This window comes from Streptomyces sp. 135, assembly GCF_020026305.1.
GTDB lineage: Bacteria > Actinomycetota > Actinomycetes > Streptomycetales > Streptomycetaceae > Streptomyces.
This window is the reverse complement of the sequence record NZ_CP075691.1, coordinates 3,883,977-3,901,238: the sequence shown is the minus strand read 5'-3', so window position 1 is coordinate 3,901,238 and position 17,262 is coordinate 3,883,977. Positions and strand designations below refer to the sequence as shown.

Annotated in this window: 21 protein-coding genes, 1 pseudogene and 1 riboswitch; of the genes and pseudogenes, 10 read left to right on the top strand and 12 right to left on the bottom strand. The window is 70.7% G+C overall.

Going from position 1 to position 17,262, the window contains the following annotated elements; all coding sequences use genetic code 11:
• Positions 1 to 876, top strand: a complete 876-nt coding sequence (gene otsB / locus KKZ08_RS17460; RefSeq protein ID WP_223775345.1) for a trehalose-phosphatase — start codon at positions 1 to 3, stop codon at positions 874 to 876.
• Here otsB and KKZ08_RS17455 read toward each other — a convergent pair.
• Together KKZ08_RS17455 and KKZ08_RS17450 are read right to left on the bottom strand one after the other, a co-directional pair.
• On the bottom strand, positions 866 to 2,284 hold the full coding sequence (locus tag KKZ08_RS17455; protein ID WP_223775344.1) for a trehalose-6-phosphate synthase: 1,419 nt from the start codon (positions 2,282 to 2,284) through the stop codon (positions 866 to 868). The genes otsB and KKZ08_RS17455 overlap by 11 nt on opposite strands.
• Positions 2,285 to 2,335: 51 nt before the next feature.
• Positions 2,336 to 3,289: a glucosyl-3-phosphoglycerate synthase gene (locus KKZ08_RS17450; protein ID WP_223775343.1), complete on the bottom strand. Its 954-nt coding sequence runs from the start codon at positions 3,287 to 3,289 to the stop codon at positions 2,336 to 2,338.
• A gap of 162 nt (positions 3,290 to 3,451) precedes the next feature.
• A riboswitch (SAM riboswitch) is annotated at positions 3,452 to 3,580 on the top strand.
• A 17-nt stretch (positions 3,581 to 3,597) separates the two neighbouring features.
• Here KKZ08_RS17450 and thrC point away from each other — a divergent pair.
• The 4 genes from thrC to groL all read left to right on the top strand — a co-directional run bounded on the left by thrC (position 3,598) and on the right by groL (position 7,831).
• The gene (gene thrC, locus KKZ08_RS17445) at positions 3,598 to 4,893 is read left to right on the top strand and encodes a threonine synthase (protein ID WP_223775342.1); all 1,296 of its coding nucleotides are present in this window, start codon (positions 3,598 to 3,600) and stop codon (positions 4,891 to 4,893) included.
• 68 nt (positions 4,894 to 4,961) lie between these two features.
• Positions 4,962 to 5,237, top strand: a complete 276-nt coding sequence (locus KKZ08_RS17440; RefSeq protein ID WP_128432056.1) for a ubiquitin-like small modifier protein 1 — start codon at positions 4,962 to 4,964, stop codon at positions 5,235 to 5,237.
• A 419-nt stretch (positions 5,238 to 5,656) separates the two neighbouring features.
• Complete coding sequence (locus KKZ08_RS17435) at positions 5,657 to 5,860, top strand: cold-shock protein (protein WP_005315736.1); 204 nt, start codon at positions 5,657 to 5,659, stop codon at positions 5,858 to 5,860.
• 345 nt (positions 5,861 to 6,205) lie between these two features.
• Complete coding sequence (gene groL, locus KKZ08_RS17430; RefSeq protein WP_223775341.1) at positions 6,206 to 7,831, top strand: chaperonin GroEL; 1,626 nt, start codon at positions 6,206 to 6,208, stop codon at positions 7,829 to 7,831.
• 220 nt (positions 7,832 to 8,051) lie between these two features.
• On the opposite strand, the gene KKZ08_RS17425 is transcribed toward groL, so the two are convergent.
• From KKZ08_RS17425 to KKZ08_RS17410, 4 genes and pseudogenes are all read right to left on the bottom strand, one after another.
• Positions 8,052 to 8,726 carry a Uma2 family endonuclease gene (locus KKZ08_RS17425; RefSeq protein WP_223775340.1) on the bottom strand — a complete coding sequence of 225 codons (675 nt, stop codon included), beginning with the start codon at positions 8,724 to 8,726 and terminating at the stop codon, positions 8,052 to 8,054.
• Positions 8,727 to 8,785: 59 nt separating this feature from the next.
• Complete coding sequence (locus tag KKZ08_RS17420; protein WP_223775339.1) at positions 8,786 to 9,607, bottom strand: hypothetical protein; 822 nt, start codon at positions 9,605 to 9,607, stop codon at positions 8,786 to 8,788.
• Positions 9,608 to 9,946: 339 nt separating this feature from the next.
• Positions 9,947 to 10,153 (bottom strand): DUF397 domain-containing protein, encoded by a 207-nt coding sequence (locus KKZ08_RS17415; protein WP_223775338.1) that lies wholly within the window; start codon positions 10,151 to 10,153, stop codon positions 9,947 to 9,949.
• Positions 10,137 to 10,930, bottom strand: a pseudogene (locus KKZ08_RS17410) (DUF5753 domain-containing protein). Before KKZ08_RS17410 ends, KKZ08_RS17415 begins: the two are co-directional and overlap by 17 nt.
• 115 nt (positions 10,931 to 11,045) lie before the next feature.
• Between KKZ08_RS17410 and KKZ08_RS17405 the strand changes: the two are divergent.
• Positions 11,046 to 11,264, top strand: coding sequence for a hypothetical protein (locus KKZ08_RS17405; protein WP_223775337.1), 219 nt, complete (start codon positions 11,046 to 11,048; stop codon positions 11,262 to 11,264).
• Positions 11,257 to 11,484, top strand: a complete 228-nt coding sequence (locus KKZ08_RS17400) for a hypothetical protein (protein ID WP_223775336.1) — start codon at positions 11,257 to 11,259, stop codon at positions 11,482 to 11,484. The genes KKZ08_RS17405 and KKZ08_RS17400 overlap by 8 nt, the downstream gene beginning before the upstream one ends.
• Before the next feature lie 15 nt (positions 11,485 to 11,499).
• On the opposite strand, the gene KKZ08_RS17395 is transcribed toward KKZ08_RS17400, so the two are convergent.
• The 4 genes from KKZ08_RS17395 to KKZ08_RS17380 all read right to left on the bottom strand — a co-directional run bounded on the left by KKZ08_RS17395 (position 11,500) and on the right by KKZ08_RS17380 (position 14,013).
• Positions 11,500 to 11,769, bottom strand: a complete 270-nt coding sequence (locus tag KKZ08_RS17395; RefSeq protein WP_223775335.1) for a type II toxin-antitoxin system RelE/ParE family toxin — start codon at positions 11,767 to 11,769, stop codon at positions 11,500 to 11,502.
• Positions 11,766 to 12,041 (bottom strand): type II toxin-antitoxin system Phd/YefM family antitoxin, encoded by a 276-nt coding sequence (locus KKZ08_RS17390; protein WP_223775334.1) that lies wholly within the window; start codon positions 12,039 to 12,041, stop codon positions 11,766 to 11,768. The genes KKZ08_RS17395 and KKZ08_RS17390 overlap by 4 nt, the downstream gene beginning before the upstream one ends.
• Before the next feature lie 41 nt (positions 12,042 to 12,082).
• Positions 12,083 to 13,024 carry an N-acetylmuramic acid 6-phosphate etherase gene (gene murQ / locus KKZ08_RS17385; protein ID WP_223775333.1) on the bottom strand — a complete coding sequence of 314 codons (942 nt, stop codon included), beginning with the start codon at positions 13,022 to 13,024 and terminating at the stop codon, positions 12,083 to 12,085.
• Between the two features lie 62 nt (positions 13,025 to 13,086).
• The gene (locus KKZ08_RS17380) at positions 13,087 to 14,013 is read right to left on the bottom strand and encodes a MurR/RpiR family transcriptional regulator (RefSeq protein ID WP_223775332.1); all 927 of its coding nucleotides are present in this window, start codon (positions 14,011 to 14,013) and stop codon (positions 13,087 to 13,089) included.
• 71 nt (positions 14,014 to 14,084) lie between these two features.
• Between KKZ08_RS17380 and KKZ08_RS17375 the strand changes: the two genes are divergently transcribed.
• From KKZ08_RS17375 to KKZ08_RS17365, 3 genes are all read left to right on the top strand, one after another.
• On the top strand, positions 14,085 to 14,441 hold the full coding sequence (locus KKZ08_RS17375; RefSeq protein WP_223775331.1) for a hypothetical protein: 357 nt from the start codon (positions 14,085 to 14,087) through the stop codon (positions 14,439 to 14,441).
• A complete protein-coding gene (locus KKZ08_RS17370; protein ID WP_223775330.1) occupies positions 14,438 to 14,704 on the top strand; it encodes a DUF4031 domain-containing protein in 267 nt (88 codons plus the stop codon). The genes KKZ08_RS17375 and KKZ08_RS17370 overlap by 4 nt, the downstream gene beginning before the upstream one ends.
• Before the next feature lie 194 nt (positions 14,705 to 14,898).
• Positions 14,899 to 15,348 carry a hypothetical protein gene (locus KKZ08_RS17365; protein ID WP_223775329.1) on the top strand — a complete coding sequence of 150 codons (450 nt, stop codon included), beginning with the start codon at positions 14,899 to 14,901 and terminating at the stop codon, positions 15,346 to 15,348.
• A gap of 19 nt (positions 15,349 to 15,367) precedes the next feature.
• On the opposite strand, the gene KKZ08_RS17360 is transcribed toward KKZ08_RS17365, so the two are convergent.
• Both KKZ08_RS17360 and KKZ08_RS17355 read right to left on the bottom strand, forming a co-directional pair.
• Positions 15,368 to 16,582: a Cmx/CmrA family chloramphenicol efflux MFS transporter gene (locus KKZ08_RS17360; protein ID WP_223779092.1), complete on the bottom strand. Its 1,215-nt coding sequence runs from the start codon at positions 16,580 to 16,582 to the stop codon at positions 15,368 to 15,370.
• 226 nt (positions 16,583 to 16,808) lie between these two features.
• Positions 16,809 to 17,171, bottom strand: a complete 363-nt coding sequence (locus KKZ08_RS17355) for a hypothetical protein (RefSeq protein WP_223775328.1) — start codon at positions 17,169 to 17,171, stop codon at positions 16,809 to 16,811.
• Positions 17,172 to 17,262: the final 91 nt, after the last annotated feature.

Sequence of the window (17,262 nt, the reverse complement as noted above, 5' to 3'; positions counted from 1 at the left end):
ATGGGTGACCCTACGTACGCGCAGCCCGACCGGCACGGGCGTCCCGGACTGCCGGAACCCGTGACCCCGGCGGGCCACGACGGCCTCGCCGCGCTCCTCGCGCGGCCCGAACGGTGTGTCGTGGCCCTCGACTTCGACGGCACGCTCGCCCCGATCGTGGCCGACCCCGAGCAGGCCCGCGCCCACCCGGACGCCGTGCCCGCGCTCGCCGCCCTCGCCCCGCGCCTGCGGTCCGTCGCGGTGGTCACGGGCCGCCCGGCGGGCGTCGCCGTGCGCTACGGCGGCTTCGCGGGCGTCCCGGGACTCGAACACCTCGTGGTCCTCGGGCACTACGGCGCCGAGCGCTGGGACGCGGTCACCGGCACCGTCCAGGCCGCCGAACCGCACCCCGGCGTCGCGGCCGTCCGCGCCGAGCTGCCGGGCTTCCTCGACGAGATCGGCGCCTGGCGCGGCACCTGGATAGAGGAGAAGGGCCGCGCCGTCGCCGTGCACACGCGCCGCGCGCAGGACCCGCAGGCCGCCTACGACACGCTGCGCGCACCGCTCACCGAGCTGGCCGCCCGGCACGGCCTGATCGTCGAGCCCGGCCGCATGGTCCTCGAACTGCGGCCGCCGGGCATGGACAAGGGCGTCGCCCTCGCCGCCTACCTGCGCGAGGTCGGCGCGGAGTCCGTGCTCTACGCGGGCGACGACCTGGGCGACCTGCCCGCCTTCGCCGCCGTCGAGAAACTCCGCTCGGACGGCGTGGCGGGCCTCCTGGTGTGCAGCGGCAGCGCGGAGGTCGCCGAACTCTCCGACCGGGCCGACCTGGTGGTGGACGGCCCGGCGGGCGTGGTGGGACTGCTGTCGTCGATCGCGGCGGCCGTCAGCCGGTGAGGGCCCGCAGCTGGTCCAGGAACCACTGGGCCGGCGGCAGCGCCGTCGCCGCCGCCGCGAGGCGCTTGGTGCGCTCGGCCCGCTCCCCGGCCGGCATCGAAAGACCGGTGTGCAACGCCTCCGCCGTGGCCGAGACGTCGTAGGGGTTGACGCCGATCGCGTCCTCGCCCAGCTCCTCGTATGCACCCGCCTCCCGCGAGAGCACCAGCGCGCAGCCCTCGTCGGAGACCACCGGCACCTCCTTCGCGACGAGGTTCATGCCGTCGCGGATGGGGTTGACCAGCGCCACGTCCGCGAGGCGGTACGCCGCGAGGGAGCGGGCGAAGTCGTCGTCGACGTGCAGCAGCACCGGCGTCCAGTCGGGCGTGCCGTACGCGGAGTTGATCTCGTCGGCGACGCGTGAGACCTCCGCGGTGTAGTCGCGGTACACCGCGAGGTCCTGCCGCGAGGGGTAGGCGAAGGCGATGTGGACGACCCGCTCGCGCCACTCGGGGCGGGTCTCCAGGAGCTCGCGGTAGGCGTGCATGCCGCGCACGATGTTCTTGGACAGCTCGGTCCTGTCCACCCGCACGACCGTCTTGCGGCCCTCGCCCACCTGCCGCCGCAGCGTCGCCATCCGCTCCTCGACGTCCTCGCGCCGCGAGCGCTCCCGCAGGAAGTCGGCGTCGGCGCCGAGGCCGTGCACCCCGATCCGCGTCCCCGACGTCCCGCCGAGCACGCGCACGCAGCACTCCGTGAACGCGTCCGCCCAGCGGCTGGTGAGGAAGCCCAGCCGGTCGGCGCCGAGCATGCCGCGCAGCACCTGCTCGGCCACGTCGTCCGGCAGCATCCGGAAGTAGTCGGCGGGCGCCCACGGGGTGTGCGAGAAGTGGCCGATCCGCAGGTCCTCGCGGAGTTCGCGGAGCATGCCGGGGACCAGCGTCAGGTGGTAGTCCTGCACGAGGACCGCCGCGCCGGGCGCCGCCTCGGCCGCCAGCGCCTGGGCGAACGCGCGGTTGTACGTCTCGTACGCCGCCCACTGCGCGCGGAACTCCGGGCCGAAGACCGGCTCCAGGGGCGTCTGGTAGAGCATGTGGTGGACGAACCACAGGACCGAGTTGGCGATGCCGTTGTACGCGGCGGCGTGCACGCCCTCGCGGGAGCCCGCGTCGACGTCGAGCATCCGCACGCCCGGCTCGCCGACGCCGCGCCGCACCGCCTCCCGGTCGCCCTCGGAGAGCGCCGCGCACACCCACAGGGCGGCGGGATCCTCGGAGGAGTCGCCGATGGCGCTCAGGCCGGAGACGAGGCCGCCGCCGCCGCGCTTGGCGGTCAGTTCACCGTCCTCTCCCACTGTGTACGAGACGGGGCCGCGGTTGGACGCGACGAGTACCTGCGCTGCTGCTGACTGAGCCGGATCGGACACCATGTGGCAAAACGTAGCCCGTCCGGGCGGCGGGCAAACGTACGGTTCCCGGCCTCACGCCACGCGTCGGTGCGCGTACTCCGCGATGCCGGTCATGGGCGGCCGTTCCTCGGTGTCCACGGCGTGGGTGCGCGGCACGAAGCCCTGCCCGCCCTCCTCGTCCCGTTCGAACTGCGTCAGCTCGGGCCGTACGAGATGTCCGCGCGCGAGCCGGACCTGCGCCGTCCGGTAGATCGCCGCCGCCATCCGGCCGAGCGCCTGCCCGTCCTGGTGGCGGTGCTTGCGCACCCCGACGTCGACCTGCGCCAGCGCGTCCAGGCCCACCGTGTGCAGCGCGTCCACGAGCAGCCCCAGCTCCACGCCGTATCCGACGGGGAACGGCAGCCGCTCAAGGAGGGACCTGCGGGCCGCGTACTCACCGCCGAGCGGCTGCACGAAACCGGCCAGCTGCGGCCAGTGCATGTTCAGCAGCGGCCGCGCCATCAGCTCCGTCACCCGGCCGCCCTGACCGGCGGCCTCGCCGAGCGGCCGGTCGTACATGGCCTTCACGAACGCCACGTCCGGGTCGGTCAGCAGCGGGCCGACTATCCCCGAGACGAAGTCGGCGGAGAACTCCCTGAGGTCCGCGTCGACGAACGCCACGATGTCGCCGCCCGTCACCAGCAGCGAGCGCCACAGCACCTCGCCCTTGCCGGGGAGCGGCGCGACGCGCGGCAGGATCTCGTCCCGGTGGACGACCTTGGCGCCGGCCTTCCGGGCCACCTCTGCCGTGCGGTCCGAGGAGCCGGAGTCGATCACCACCAGCTCGTCGACGAGCGGGGCGCGCTCCATCAGCGCGCGGCGGATCTCGGTGACGATCGCGCCGACCGTCTCCTGTTCGTCGAGGGCGGGCAGCACGACGCTCACCGTGGCGCCGGACGCGCGCTTGGCGGCGACGAGCCGGTCCAAGGGGCGGTCGGCGACCGACCAGGAACGCCTGTTCAGCCAGCGCTCGACCTCTTCCAGCACGGTCAGGGTCCTCCCATATGTGATCCATCTCGCGGTTCGGACGACTATCTCAAGGGTCCAGGGCTTCGGTTACAGTCTTGAACAACGCCGGTGACCATCGCATGTCGGGGTCACCGTCGCGTGATCGGCAACGATCCACAACTGAAACCCACAATCGAATACCGCTCATCCAGAGGGGCAGAGGGATACGGCCCGTTGAAGCCCCGGCAACCCTCCCGCCGACCGCGAGGTCACGGTGGGGAAGGTGCCAATTCCGTCTCGCGGCGAGATGCGCCGCGGGGAAGATGAGGAGAAAGGGCCTCGCCTCCATGGCTGTGCAGACTGTCGCCACCGAAACCCCCGCCCCGACCGTTGACCTCGGTCCCGCCTCGGGTCTCTCCTGCCGCGAGTGCGGAACGCGCTTCCCGCTCGGCCCGATCTTCGCCTGCGCCGAGTGTTTCGGCCCCCTCGAAGTCGCGTACGACCTGCCCCTCGGCGACCCGGAAGCCCTGCGCAAGCGGATCGAGGCCGGGCCCGCCAACATCTGGCGCTACGCCCCGCTGCTGCCCGTCCCCGCCGACGTCGCCGACAAGCCGAACCTCAACCCCGGCTGGACCAAGCTCGTCAAGGCCGACAACCTCGCGCGGGAACTGGGCGTCGAGCAGGGCAAGTTGTTCGTCAAGGACGACTCCGGCAACCCCACGCACTCCTTCAAGGACCGCGTCGTCGCGCAGGCGCTGGAGGCGGCCAGGGCCTTCGGCTTCACCACGCTCTCCTGCTCCTCCACCGGCAACCTCGCGGGCGCCGTCGGTGCCGCCGCCGCCCGCGCGGGCTTCCGCTCCTGCGTGTTCATCCCGCACGACCTGGAGCAGGGCAAGGTCGTCATGGCCGCGGTCTACGGCGGCGAGCTGGTCGGCATCGAGGGCAACTACGACGACGTGAACCGCTTCTGCTCCGAGCTGATCGGCGACCCGCTGGGCGAGGGCTGGGGCTTCGTCAACGTCAACCTCCGGCCGTACTACGGCGAGGGCTCCAAGACCCTCGCGTACGAGATCTGCGAGCAGCTCGGCTGGGAGCTGCCCGACCAGCTGGTCATCCCGATCGCCTCGGGCTCGCAGCTCACGAAGATCGACAAGGGGCTCAAGGAGCTGATCGCGCTCGGCCTCGTGGCCGACAAGCCGTACAAGATCTTCGGCGCGCAGGCGGAGGGCTGCTCGCCGGTGTCGGCGGCGTTCAAGGCCGGCCACGACGTGGTGCGCCCCCAGAAGCCGAACACCATCGCCAAGTCGCTGGCCATCGGCAACCCCGCCGACGGGCCGTACGTGCTCGACATCGCGCGGCGTACGGGCGGTGCGGTGGAGGACGTGAACGACGAGCAGGTCGTCGACGCGATCAAGCTGCTCGCGCGCACGGAGGGGATCTTCGCGGAGACCGCCGGGGGTGTGACGGTGGGCGTCACCAAGAAGCTGATCGAGGCGGGGCTCATCGACCCGGCGCTCACCACGGTGGTGCTGAACACCGGAGATGGCCTGAAGACGCTGGACGCCGTCGCTGAGACTTCGCAGGCCACCGCGACGATCAAGCCCAGCCTTGAGGCGTTCCGCTCCGCGGGTCTGGCCGGTTAGTCCTCGCCGCGCAGTTCCCCGCGCTCCTTCCAGGGGCGCCCACTCCACGTATCTCAAAGGTGAACCCCATGAGCGTGAACGTTCGTATTCCCACCATTCTGCGTACCTACACGGGCGGGCAGGCCGAGGTTGCCGCCGAGGGGGCGACCCTCGGTGAGGTCATCGCCGACCTGGAGAAGAACCACACCGGCATCGCCGCCCGTGTCCTGGACGACCAGGGCAAGCTGCGCCGCTTCGTGAACGTGTACGTCAACGACGACGACGTCCGCTTCGAGCAGGGCCTGGAGACGGCCACTCCGGACGGCGCGGGCGTGTCGATCATTCCGGCGGTCGCCGGCGGGTGATCCTTTTCCGCAAGTTCCCTGCGTAATCTGAATTGCCCTCTCCCGCTCACAAACGGAGGGGGCAATTCTGCATGGTTGAGCGCGGTACAGTTGGGAAAGCTGCTTCGCCGTTTGTGCCGAGTGCATATACGAAGTCGGCCCGGGGCCGACAAGAAGTAGCCAAAGCGAGCCGCCTCTTTGAGCCTTTCGTGGCATTTGACTGGCCCGACTTGCCCTGGATTCCGGCGAATTCTCCGCATATCGCCGATTGGGCGTGCCCAGAATTCTCGTCCGACTGACCTGTTGCAGACGGCAGTTGGACAGATACATTCAGCGGCGGTCGACGCGTTCCGGCGCACACCCCCATCCATGGGAGTGAGGTCTGACCCGGGTCCGCGAAGTGCGGTCCTGTGCAAGGGCCAGTAATAGGGGAGTTAGGCATGGCTCAGGGCACCGTCAAGTGGTTCAACGCGGAGAAGGGGTACGGCTTCATCGCGGTCGACGGTGGTGCGGATGTTTTCGTCCACTACAGCGCGATCCAGATGGACGGCTACCGCACCCTTGAAGAAGGTCAGCGAGTCGAGTTCGAGATCTCGCAGGGCCAGAAGGGTCCGCAGGCGGACATGGTCAAGCTCGCCGTCTAGCTCGGCGCGATCGACCACCGAAGCAAGCATCGCGAGGGGCTCGTATCCCACTGGGGTACGGGCCCCTCGTGTGCGCCCGGTCGCGCCCCGGCATGACCCGGAGATCCGGGAGAGGCGCTTGCACTCGCAGGGGTCGAGTGCTAATCATTGGGCTTAGCACTCTACGAGTGAGAGTGACAGAACTTGGGTCGGGTCGGTGAGGTCCGAGGGCCGCGTGGGGCAAGGAACCACACGGCACACGGTCCGTCCGTCGCGGGCGCCAGCACGATCCGTTTGATGCGTTTCCTCCCCCAAGCTCCTTGCGGGAGCAGGGGGGACCCCCATCGTCCGGGAGGACCACTTCACATGGCCAAGATCATCGCGTTCGACGAGGAGGCACGGCGCGGCCTCGAGCGCGGCATGAACCAGCTCGCCGACGCCGTCAAGGTGACCCTGGGCCCCAAGGGTCGCAACGTCGTCCTCGAGAAGAAGTGGGGCGCCCCCACGATCACCAACGATGGTGTCTCCATCGCCAAGGAGATCGAGCTCGAGGACCCGTACGAGAAGATCGGCGCCGAGCTGGTCAAGGAGGTCGCGAAGAAGACGGACGACGTCGCCGGTGACGGCACGACGACCGCGACCGTCCTGGCCCAGGCCCTGGTGCGCGAGGGTCTGCGCAACGTGGCCGCCGGTGCCAACCCGATGGCTCTGAAGCGCGGCATCGAGAAGGCCGTCGAGGCCGTCTCCGGCGCCCTCCTCGAGCAGGCGAAGGATGTCGAGACCAAGGAGCAGATCGCTTCGACGGCCTCCATCTCCGCCGCCGACACCCAGATCGGCGAGCTCATCGCCGAGGCCATGGACAAGGTCGGCAAGGAAGGCGTCATCACCGTCGAGGAGTCCCAGACCTTCGGTCTGGAGCTGGAGCTCACCGAGGGTATGCGCTTCGACAAGGGCTACATCTCGGCGTACTTCGCCACCGACATGGAGCGTATGGAGGCGTCGCTCGACGACCCGTACATCCTGATCGTCAACTCCAAGATCTCGAACGTGAAGGACCTCCTTCCGCTCCTCGAGAAGGTCATGCAGTCCGGCAAGCCGCTGCTGATCATCGCCGAGGACGTCGAGGGCGAGGCCCTGTCGACCCTGGTCGTCAACAAGATCCGTGGCACCTTCAAGTCCGTCGCCGTCAAGGCCCCGGGCTTCGGTGACCGCCGCAAGGCCATGCTCGGCGACATCGCCATCCTCACCGGTGGCACCGTCATCTCCGAGGAGGTCGGCCTCAAGCTGGAGAACGCCGGTCTCGACCTGCTCGGCCGCGCCCGCAAGGTCGTCATCACCAAGGACGAGACGACCATCGTCGACGGTGCCGGTGACAGCGACCAGGTCCAGGGCCGCGTCAACCAGATCCGCGCCGAGATCGAGAACTCGGACAGCGACTACGACCGCGAGAAGCTGCAGGAGCGCCTGGCGAAGCTCGCCGGCGGTGTTGCGGTCATCAAGGCCGGTGCCGCGACCGAGGTCGAGCTCAAGGAGCGCAAGCACCGCATCGAGGACGCCGTTCGCAACGCGAAGGCGGCCGTCGAGGAGGGCATCGTCGCCGGTGGTGGCGTGGCCCTGCTCCAGGCCACCCAGGTCTTCGAGAAGCTGGAGCTCGAAGGCGACGAGGCCACCGGTGCCGCCGCTGTGAAGCTGGCCCTCGAGGCCCCGCTGAAGCAGATCGCCGTCAACGCCGGCCTCGAGGGCGGCGTCGTCGTCGAGAAGGTGCGGAACCTGACGGTCGGCCACGGTCTGAACGCCGCGACCGGTGAGTACGTCGACATGATCGCCGAGGGCATCCTCGACCCGGCGAAGGTGACGCGCTCCGCCCTGCAGAACGCGGCCTCCATCGCCGCGCTGTTCCTCACCACCGAGGCCGTCATCGCCGACAAGCCGGAGAAGGCGGGCGCTGCCCCGGCCGGCGGCGGCATGCCGGGCGGTGACATGGACTTCTGATCGACCTCTGGTCGATCACTGTCCTGACGTTCACGTTTCGAGGGCGGCACTCCTTCTCAGGAAGGGGTGCCGCCCTCGGGCGTTTCCGTGGAGGCTGGCTCGGGGTCCCGATCGGCGAGTTTCCGGACCGTACCGCCGCCCCTTTCCAGACGTTCGATGGATGCCAGCAGACGGCTCGTGTTCTCGGCGCTGCGTAAGAGGTGGGCGGTTTCCTTCATGGTCAGGTGACGTAGTCCTTCAGCTTCTCGGTTTCCAGGGTGATGGCGACGGGTGAGGGGAGACGGACCGTGGAGCCGTAGTGGTACGGGCGGCGGTTCTGGTAGACGCCGTTCTGCGGGGCGCTGTGGACGACCACGGTGTCGTTGTCCCGGTCGATGAGGAGGTAGACGGGGATGCCGGCATAGGCGTAGGCGCGCGGCTTCTCTTGGCGGTCGCGGCGTTCGGTGTCGCGGTCGCCGGACGTGACCTCGACGGTCATCAGGACGCCTTCGGGGGACGCCCACTCGTCCTGCCCGGCGAAGTAGCCGACGGGTGCCAGGGCCCCGTCGGGCTTGATGCACCCCTTCCGGTACGTGTCGATGCGCAGGCCCTGTTCGGGATACAGGGCGAGTTCGGGTCGCTGCATCATGCACTGGCGCAGCAGCCACATGATGATCTCGCCGTGGTCGCCGTCCGGCACGGGCTTGACCTCTAGCTTTCCGTTGATCAGTTCGAGCGTGACCGTTTCGGGGGCCACGCGGGCGAGTTCCTCGAAGTCCTCGACGCAGATCGGGCCGTGCTTGACGGACACCCTGCCGCCGAGGAATTCGAGCGACACGGTCTCGGGAGCGCGGCGGGCCAGTTCCTCGAACTCCTCAACGGACATCTGCGGGCGTTCATCGGTGCCAGGGGTCATGGTGGTGCCTCCTCCCTTCCATCGTGCCCCGGACCTATGTCGTCGGACCGTGGAAGCGTTCATGCGTGTGTCCTTTCGTGGGGAGAGTTGGCGGCGGTGCGGAGCGCCGTCACGTGGGCGCGGACGGCCTCTGGGAGTAGGACCGCTGCCGTGGTGGGCGTCGGTTCGCCTCGGCAGGGGCCGCAGGTGCCGCCTGGGAGGGCCTCGGGGCGGCCCGGGGCTCCGCAGTGGCTGCATTCCAGGAAGCGGAGTGGGGCGGGGCGGGGCGGTGGGGGTTCCGGGGGCAGCTTGGAGGTCAGGCGGCTGCGGACCAGCGCGGCGGGGCTGTGGACGGGGGTGGGGAGCCCCGTGGTCAGGGCGCGCAGGATGTCCGGCTCGGTGGCGCCGCGCGCGAACCACTGCGTGACCTGCGGTTCGAGGCGTACGCAGTCGATGTACGAGAGGGACAGCGCGGGCGCGGTCCTGCCCAGCGCCGCCAACAGGATGAACGCCCGGCTGCGGGTCGGCTGCCGCCGGGGCCCGTCCGGCTCGGCCTCTTCCGGCACGTCGCCCCGCGTGAACGCCGTCCACCAGTCGTCGTCCCTCGCGGTACGGGAGAACCACGTTCGGGTGATCCAGCGGGCGCTGCCGGTTCCGCGTACGTGTTCCCTGCCGCGCCGCAGGTGGCCCGCCGCCTGGATTCTGTTCAACGCCGTGCGGAGCGCGCACTGGCCGTAGGGCAGCTCCTTGGCCAGGGTCTTCACGGAGATGTCCGCGCCGTCGGGAAGCCGGTCGAGGTACGCGGCGATGGCCGCCTCGCGGGGCGGGAGGTGGGCGAAGTCGTGGTTGGTGCGGGGGATTTGACCGGGCGTCGAACGCTTTCCGTACCCCGGACTCGCCATGGGGTGTGGCGTCGGATGCGGGGTCGCGTGCGCTGTGCAGGGGGCGGTACTAAGGTTGGCGTCAGCCATGGGTCGAAGTCTCGATTCGATCTCGTGGTCATAGCCACGGGTCGAAGTCTCGATTCGCCTCGTGGTCAGACCCCCGCAGGTGTTCGCAGCACCTGGCGGGGGTTGTTCGTTATGTGGGCACGCCAGAGCGTCGTCACGGTGCGTGGCAAGCCGAACGCGGAAAGTCCGCGATCATGTCAACTCCGGGGGAGGGAGGGCGGGTTGAGACCCGCCTCCCGTTCCGTAGAAGCAGCGCTCGGGGCTGGTGGCTTGAGCTTCGGGGCCGGGTCGTCAGGCTTCCTTGAGGTGCGTGACGAAGGCGGACCAGCTCACTGTGGGGAACATGAGCTTCGGGCCTTGGGGGTTCTTGGAGTCGCGGACGGGGACGACTTCGGGGTGGCCGTCGGCGACTTCGAGGCAGTCGCCGCCGTCGCCCGCGCTGTAGCTGGACTTGCGCCAAGTTGCCGTAGTCAGGTGGTGCTCAGGGGTAGTCCTCATGGGCGTAATCCTCTGCCACGGATTGGATCAGGGCCAGGGATTCTTGAGGTGACAGTGCGCTGGCTCCTACCGAAGCGTAGGTCAGTTCGTGCCGGGCCACTGTGGCCGGATCGTCTTCCAGCCGCCCGATGCCGAGCCCATCCACGAAGGCAAGCGGGGGTGCGTCGGCGAACTTCATCAGCTTGAGCGTGCCGCCCAGCGACATGTGTGCGCCTGCCGCGAACGGCAGTACCTGCACGATGATCCGGCAGCTCTGCGCCAGAGTCGCTACGTGAAGCAGCGCCTCTGCCATCACGGCCGCGCCGCCGACCTTCCGGCGTAGTACGGCTTCGTCAAGTACTGTCCACAACAACGGGGTTGTTGGGTCGTCCAGAAGGCGCGCTCGTTCTAGCCGGTCGGCCACCAGTCCCTCGATGTCGCCCTCTGTCGCTGTCGGCTGATACGCGCGGAACACGGCATGCGCGTAACCCCTCGTCTGTAGCAGCCCAGGAATCAGCAGCGGTGCGTACTGCCTGATCGAGACGGCGACCGCCTCCGCCTCCGCCGCCTCCGCGAAGTGGTCCGGGTACTTCGACTTCGCGAGCGCCCCGCAGTTGCGGGTGAAGAAGTCCTCCGTGCCGAGGGTCTCGTCGAAGTGGCGCGCGTACTCCAGGTGCATCCGGCGCGTACCGGACTCCAGTTGACCGATGAACGTGCCGCTCACGAACAGCGGTGAGCCGAGGGCCCGAGGAACGCCCTGGGGTTGGAGGAGGGGTCGAGGTCCTTGGGGCGGGTCATGAACAACTCCTCCACCGCGCAGGGGGGTTTGTTGGGTCGGCTGCGCTTTTCAGCCTACGCAGCGGTGGACACGCTAGGTGACGTAACGACGACACTCGGTAGGAAGGCGGAGCCCATGGCGCTGACGGCACGGGAACGGGTGCGGGCGGCGGAGGAAGCCGTACGGCAGTTGAAGGCGGGTCTCGACAGGGCGGGGGTCACGCTGCCCTCGCTGCGGGTGGACCCGCTGACGGCGGCGGCCGAGGGGGCGCTGCCCCTGGTCGAACTGGGGCGCTGCAATCTCGACACGGCGCTGCGGCTGGCCTGCGTACTGGAGGCGCGGCGCGGTGAGTGATCCGAACGTGCCGGAGACGGGGACGTACGCCGTGGACTTCCGGGACGGCAGCGTCGGGCAGGTGATGGGCTGCGAGGGCGGCCTCGTGCAGCTGCGGCCGCTGGGCGGCGGCCGGGAGTGGGACTGCCCGCCGGGGTCGGTCGGTGACGTGCCGCCGGAGGACGTGCTCCGGGCCAAGGTGCGGGAGCTGAACCGGCGGGCCCAAGCGTGGCCGCGATGAGCGGAGCGCTTCGGCTCACATGGCGCGGTACACGTCCCGGCGGTTGCCGACATGGACGACGAGGATGACCAGTACGTCGTTCTGGATCTCATAGACCACGCGGAAGCTGCCGATGCGCAACCGGTACAAGCCGTCGTGCCCCGTCAGTTTCTTGGTGTCGGCGTCGTCGCGGTATGGGTCGTCGCCCAGCGCGGCGAGGGCCGTGAGGATGCGCAGCGCCTGCTGCCGGTCGATGGACCGAAGCTGGCGCTGGGCGTGCGTGGTGAAGCGGAAGGCGTACTTCACGCGGCATCGCCCGCAGCTTTGCCGCCGCCCCCCTCGAAGAGGTCCGCCAGGAGTTCGGCCATGCCGACGGTGGGGTCGTCACGGTGCCGCTCGGCTTCGCGCGCCGCGAGCTCGTCGGCCGCTTCGTCCAGCGCGTCCAGGACCTCGATGGGCACCAGGGCGGCGACACGCTTTCCCTTGCGGGTCAGCACGGTCACCTCGCCGGCCTCGGCCTTGTCGACGACCTCGGCGAGGTGGGCGCGGGCTTCCCGGATGGTGACGTTCTCGCTCATGCCTCGAGTGTACGCACAGGTGTGTACACATGCTCCCTGGTTCAGCCGGTCCGGGAGTTGTCCAAGGCCGCGCGCAGGTGGCCCTTCGACGTGGTGAGGAGCTCCGCCGCCGTCGCGGCGTCGACTCCGCCGAGGATCGTGAGGATCGCGTTCTTCACCTCGCCGTCCGTCGCGGCGAGCGCTGCCTCGATCTCCTCGTCGGCGGCGCCCGTGGCGAGGGCGACGATGCGGCGGGAGCGGGCGCGCAGCTTCTCGTTCGACGCGCGTACGTCCACCATGAGGTTCCCGTAGGTCTTGCCGAGGCGGATCATCGTGATCGTCGAGATCATGTTGAGGACGAGCTTCTGGGCCGTGCCCGCCTTCAACCGCGTGGAGCCGGTGAGGAGTTCGGGGCCGACGACGACCTCGATGCCGTGCTCGGCGGCGGCCGCCAGCGCGCTGTCCGCGTTGCAGGACAGGCCGATGGTGAGCGCGCCGTGGCGCGCACGGGCGTGCTCGACCGCGCCGATCGCGTACGGGGTGCGGCCCGAGGCCGAGACGCCGACCACCACGTCGGCCGCCGTGAGGCGCAGGCCGTCCAGGTCGGCGGCGGCCAGTTCCTTGCTGTCCTCCGCGCCCTCCACCGCCTCGACCATCGCGCCCGGCCCGCCCGCGATGAGGCCGACGACCTCGCTCGGGTCGGTGTTGAAGGTCGGCGGGCACTCGGAGGCGTCGAGCACGCCGAGGCGGCCCGCCGTGCCCGCGCCCGCGTAGATCAGGCGGCCGCCGCCCGCCATGCGCTCGGCGGTGGCGTCGATCGCGGCGGCGATGGCCGGCAGTTGCTCGGCCACGGCCGCGGGGACGGTGGCGTCCTCGCCGTTCATGATCCGCGCGATCTCCAGGGTGCCCAGCCGGTCGATCTCGGACAGCTCGGGCCGGAACGCCTCGGTGGTGAGGGTGGCCAGCTGGGCGCGGAGCTCTCCGTAGTCTTCGATGGAGGTCATGGTGGTGGCGGCTCTTTCGTGTCCGTGGGGGGTGGATGGTGGGCGGGTCGCGGCTGCCCCGCTCAGCGGCTGCTGCCGCCGCGCGGGCTGTGGCGGTGCGCGAGCGCTTCGTAGGAGGCGGCGAGCGCGGGCGCGGCCGTCTCGTACGTCCGCTGGGCGACACCGACGAACAGGCAGTCCACGACGAGGAGCTGGCTCGTGCGGGACGACATGGCGGCCGGCCTCAGCTCGCTCTCGCGCGCCGTCGAGGTGGTCAGTATGTGGTCGGCGTACTGCGAGACGGCCCCGTCGGGGCGGCCGGTGATCGCGACCGTGGTGGCGCCGTGCTCGAAGGCGACCCGCAGCGGCTCGATGACGTCACCCGTGGAACCGGAGTGGGTGATCGCGATGGCCACGTCCTTGGCGCGCAGCGTCACGGCGTTGGTGACGGCCAGGTGCGGGTCGGAGTGGGCGTGCGCGATGTGGCCGATGCGCAGGAGCTTCTGGGCCAGGTCCTGGGCGACCAGGCCCGAGGCGGCGACGCCGTAGATCTCCACGCGGGGCGCGGTCGCGAGCGCGGCCACCGCGGCGCCGAGCTGCACCGTGTCGAGCGCGGCGGCGGTGTCGGCGAGGGTCTGCTGCTCGTCGTAGGCGAGCTTCGCGACGACGTCCGCCAGAGGATCGTCCACGGCGATGTCCGCGGTGACTGCGGGCGCCCGGCCCGACTGCTGCTGGGCGGCGAGGCCCGCGAGCGCGAGCCGCAGGTCGCGGTAGCCGGGGTAGCCGAGGAGGCGGGCGGTGCGGACCACCGTCGCCTCGCTGGTACCGGTGAGCTCGGCGAGGCCGGTGACCGTGAGGGCGGCGCATCCCGCGGGGTCGCCGGCGACGGCCTCGGCGACGCGCTGCATGGAGCGGGTCATCGACGGCGCGAGGGTCCGGACCTTGGCCGCGAGGGCGGCGGGGGCCGGGGGAGCGGCGCCCGCGAAAATTTCCTTCACTTCATTGGTCACCTCTGAAAGGTATTTTCACCGGCGGAGGCGGTCAAGACCCGGTACGGCGCGCATCGGGTGACAATGGCTCCATGGACACGATCGACCCCCTGGAGCAGGCGTTGCACGCCGCTCGCGCACTCGTCCTCGCCGACCTCGTCGCCCGTGAGGTCGCCGAGGCCGAGGTCGTCTCGCTCGTCGAGGAGTCGGTGGCGCACCGCCGCTGGTGGGTCGAGCAGTGGCCCGAGGGCATCTCGTACGTCGCCGGGCTCGTCGCCCAGGACGTGCAGGACGCCCTCCTTGAGCGCTACGGGCGCTGGCCGCTGTGCCCCGTGTGTGTCGAGGGCGACCCGCACGCCCTCGACGTCGAACCGGAGCTGGGGCCCGACCCGCACTGGGTGTGCGGCAAGGCGGGCGTCGTCGTGGCCCCCGTGGGCAAACTGACATGACGCTCTACATCGACCCGCCGACCTGGCCCGGCCACGGCCGCATGTGGTCCCACCTGGTCAGCGACGTCTCGCACGAGGAACTGCACGCCTTCGCCGCCGCCATCGGCGCACCGCGGCGCGCCTTCGACGGCGACCACTACGACATCCCCTCGGAGCGGTACGAGGACGCGGTGCGCGCGGGGGCCGTCGAGGTGGGGTCGAAGGAACTCGTGCGCAGGCTGACGGGGGCGGGGCTGCGCAGGCCCAAGGGGCGGCCCGCCTGATCCCCGGCCGACCGGGTGGCCACCCGGCGCACCCGTCGGTCGGCCGCGTCCCCTCCCTTGGCTTCACCACGTAGTCGCGTGACTACCTGGAGCGAACGGAGCTCATGGATGCGTTCGACGTTCAGGGGCCGACCGGGGGCTCTGCGGACACGAGTTCCCGGGTCGAGCGTGCGTACGTCGACATGCTGGCGCACGTGCATGACGCCGCGCCCCACGCCAAGGTGATCACGGTCGGCTGCCCGGCCGTCCTGCCGGAGGACGCCAGTGCCTGCAACCGGCCCTCCCTCACCGAACTCGGCTCGATCAGCCACGCCGACGTCAACTGGCTGCGCGAGGACGTCCTTGAGCCGCTGAACGGCTCGATCAAGCGGGTCTCGTCGTTCTTCGGCGACCGCTACGTCGACATCTACTCCTCCAGCCCGGGCCACGACGCCTGTCAGCCCGCCGAGCCCGCCGACACCAAGTGGGTCGAAGGGATCTGCGGCGAGGCCGGGGACTACTGGCCCGCCAAGCTCCCCGGCACCCTGCTGAACTGCGGTGTCGTCGGCAAGCGCGCCACCTTGGTGCACCCCGACGCGGAAGGGCACGCCAGCGCCGCCGAACACGTCGAACGCGCCATCCGCATCGCTCTCCTCGGACGATGACCGGCGCGACACGACACGATCAGTGAGGAGCCGCCGCTGACGGGGCCGGGGTCGTGTGCGTGGCCGAGGTGGTCACCACGCGGCTCCCGGCCCTGCGGTGCAGGCGCAGGGAGACCGCCACCGCCGCGATCGCCGCCGCCGTCATGGCCGCGCCCGCCCACGCCGTGGCCGCGTAGCCGAAGTCCAGGTCGATGACCGTGCCGCCGAGCCAGGGGCCGCCGGTGTTGCCGAGGTTGAACGCCGCCGTCGTCGTCGCGCCCGCCAGGGTCGGGGCGGCGCCCGCGACGTTGAACATGCGGGCGTTCAGGGCCGGGGCCGTGTAGAACGCGCTCACCCCGAGCAGGAACGACAGCGTGATCGCCGCCGCCGGGGTCGCCGCGAACAGCGCCAGCGCGACGAGGAAGACCGTGGACGCCGCGATGCCGCTGAGCAGCACCCCGAAGAGGTGCGCGTCCGCGACCCGGCCGCCGATCGCCGTGCCGACCAGGGCGCCGAGACCGAAGAGGCCGAGGACGGAGGGGACCCAGCCGTCGGAAAGGCCCGCCACGTCCGTCAGGAGCGGGGAGAGGTAGGAGAAGGCGCAGAAGACGCCGCCCGCCGCGAGCGCGGTGATCGTGACCGAGAGCCAGACCTGACGGTCGGCGTAGATCGCGATCTCCTTCTTGAGGCGCGGCTTCTCGGCGGGCAGCGGGATGCGCGGGATCAGCGTGAGGACGCCGACGAGCGCGACCGCGGAGGCCGCGCCGACCGCCCAGAACGCGGAGCGCCAGCCGAAGTGCTCGCCGAGGAAGGCGCCGGCCGGGACGCCGAGGACGTTCGCGATGGAGAGGCCGCCGATCATCACCGCCATGGCGCGGGCGCGCTGCCCGAAGTCGACCATCGCGATCGCCACGGCCGCGCCGACCGCCCAGAACCCGGCGCAGGCCAGGGCGCTGACCACGCGGGACGCGAAGAGGATCTCGTACGAAGGGGCGAGGGCGCCGGCGACCTGGCCCAGGCCGAAGACCGTGATGAGCGCGATGAGGGTGGTGCGCCGGGGCAGGCGCAGCGTCGCCACGGCGAGCAGCGGGGCGCCGATGACCATGCCGACCGCGAAGGCGGAGATGAGCAGGCCCGCGCGCGGGATCGAGACGTCCATGTCGTCGGCGATGGGCGGCAGCAGTCCCGAGAGCATGAACTCGCTGGTGCCGAGGGCGAAGACGGCCAGGCCGAGCATGTAGACGGCCAGGGGCATGCGGGTGGGCGTGCGGGAATCGCCGGCGTCCGGCTGCGCGATGGGGTCAGAGGTCGGCATGAACAGGTCCAACGCCCGCGGAAGGCTCCGGCATTCCTGGGTGCTCATGAGGAAGGGCGCCGTCACGTCATACGTCCCGTACGGGTCGCGCGCTGCCCGCGCCGTCCGTACCGGCCGCACCCCCGTGGTGACGGCGCCCCTCCGCTCAGGACCCGCTAGCCGCGGGTCAGCCCTCCTGCCAGCTCACGCTGCCGACCCCCGTGCCGCCGAAGCAGCGGGCGCTCGACACGTCGGAGCCGCCCGGGTGCAGGGTCTTCCAGGCTCCCCTGGCGTCCGGCCACGCCCCGCAGACCACGACGGCACGGAAGGCCCGCACCTGGTTGGTGTTGTTCTTGCAGTGCGCGTGCCCGGTCCAGCCGTCCGTGTCCGTGGTGCACGTGAGGGCGTTCATCACCCCGGCCGGGGCCTTGGCTTGCGCCGACGGGGCCGCCGCCGCCCCCGGCGTGACGGCGGCGAGGACCGGCAGCGTCGCGACCGCCACGGCCGCGAGCTTGAGGGCGTAAGGGGTGAAGCGGCGAGACTTGGTCATGTCCCGGTCTCCTTCTGGATCGCGGTGGCGGCGCGCCTGACGCGGGCCGCTCCTCCATGACTGCGATGGTGCCGAGCGGCCCTGTCGCGGC

Coding starts and splice junctions, on each gene's coding strand:
- KKZ08_RS17415 (WP_223775338.1), bottom strand. CDS start 10,153: ATGAGGACTACCCCTGAGCACCACCTGACTACGGCAACTTGGCGCAAG.
- KKZ08_RS17375 (WP_223775331.1), top strand. CDS start 14,085: ATGGACACGATCGACCCCCTGGAGCAGGCGTTGCACGCCGCTCGCGCA.
- thrC (WP_223775342.1), top strand. CDS start 3,598: ATGGCTGTGCAGACTGTCGCCACCGAAACCCCCGCCCCGACCGTTGAC.
- KKZ08_RS17435 (WP_005315736.1), top strand. CDS start 5,657: ATGGCTCAGGGCACCGTCAAGTGGTTCAACGCGGAGAAGGGGTACGGC.
- groL (WP_223775341.1), top strand. CDS start 6,206: ATGGCCAAGATCATCGCGTTCGACGAGGAGGCACGGCGCGGCCTCGAG.
- KKZ08_RS17455 (WP_223775344.1), bottom strand. CDS start 2,284: ATGGTGTCCGATCCGGCTCAGTCAGCAGCAGCGCAGGTACTCGTCGCG.
- KKZ08_RS17355 (WP_223775328.1), bottom strand. CDS start 17,171: ATGACCAAGTCTCGCCGCTTCACCCCTTACGCCCTCAAGCTCGCGGCC.
- murQ (WP_223775333.1), bottom strand. CDS start 13,024: ATGACCTCCATCGAAGACTACGGAGAGCTCCGCGCCCAGCTGGCCACC.
- KKZ08_RS17420 (WP_223775339.1), bottom strand. CDS start 9,607: ATGGCGAGTCCGGGGTACGGAAAGCGTTCGACGCCCGGTCAAATCCCC.
- KKZ08_RS17440 (WP_128432056.1), top strand. CDS start 4,962: ATGAGCGTGAACGTTCGTATTCCCACCATTCTGCGTACCTACACGGGC.
- otsB (WP_223775345.1), top strand. CDS start 1: ATGGGTGACCCTACGTACGCGCAGCCCGACCGGCACGGGCGTCCCGGA.
- KKZ08_RS17360 (WP_223779092.1), bottom strand. CDS start 16,582: ATGCCCCTGGCCGTCTACATGCTCGGCCTGGCCGTCTTCGCCCTCGGC.
- KKZ08_RS17425 (WP_223775340.1), bottom strand. CDS start 8,726: ATGACCCCTGGCACCGATGAACGCCCGCAGATGTCCGTTGAGGAGTTC.
- KKZ08_RS17370 (WP_223775330.1), top strand. CDS start 14,438: ATGACGCTCTACATCGACCCGCCGACCTGGCCCGGCCACGGCCGCATG.
- KKZ08_RS17405 (WP_223775337.1), top strand. CDS start 11,046: ATGGCGCTGACGGCACGGGAACGGGTGCGGGCGGCGGAGGAAGCCGTA.
- KKZ08_RS17390 (WP_223775334.1), bottom strand. CDS start 12,041: ATGAGCGAGAACGTCACCATCCGGGAAGCCCGCGCCCACCTCGCCGAG.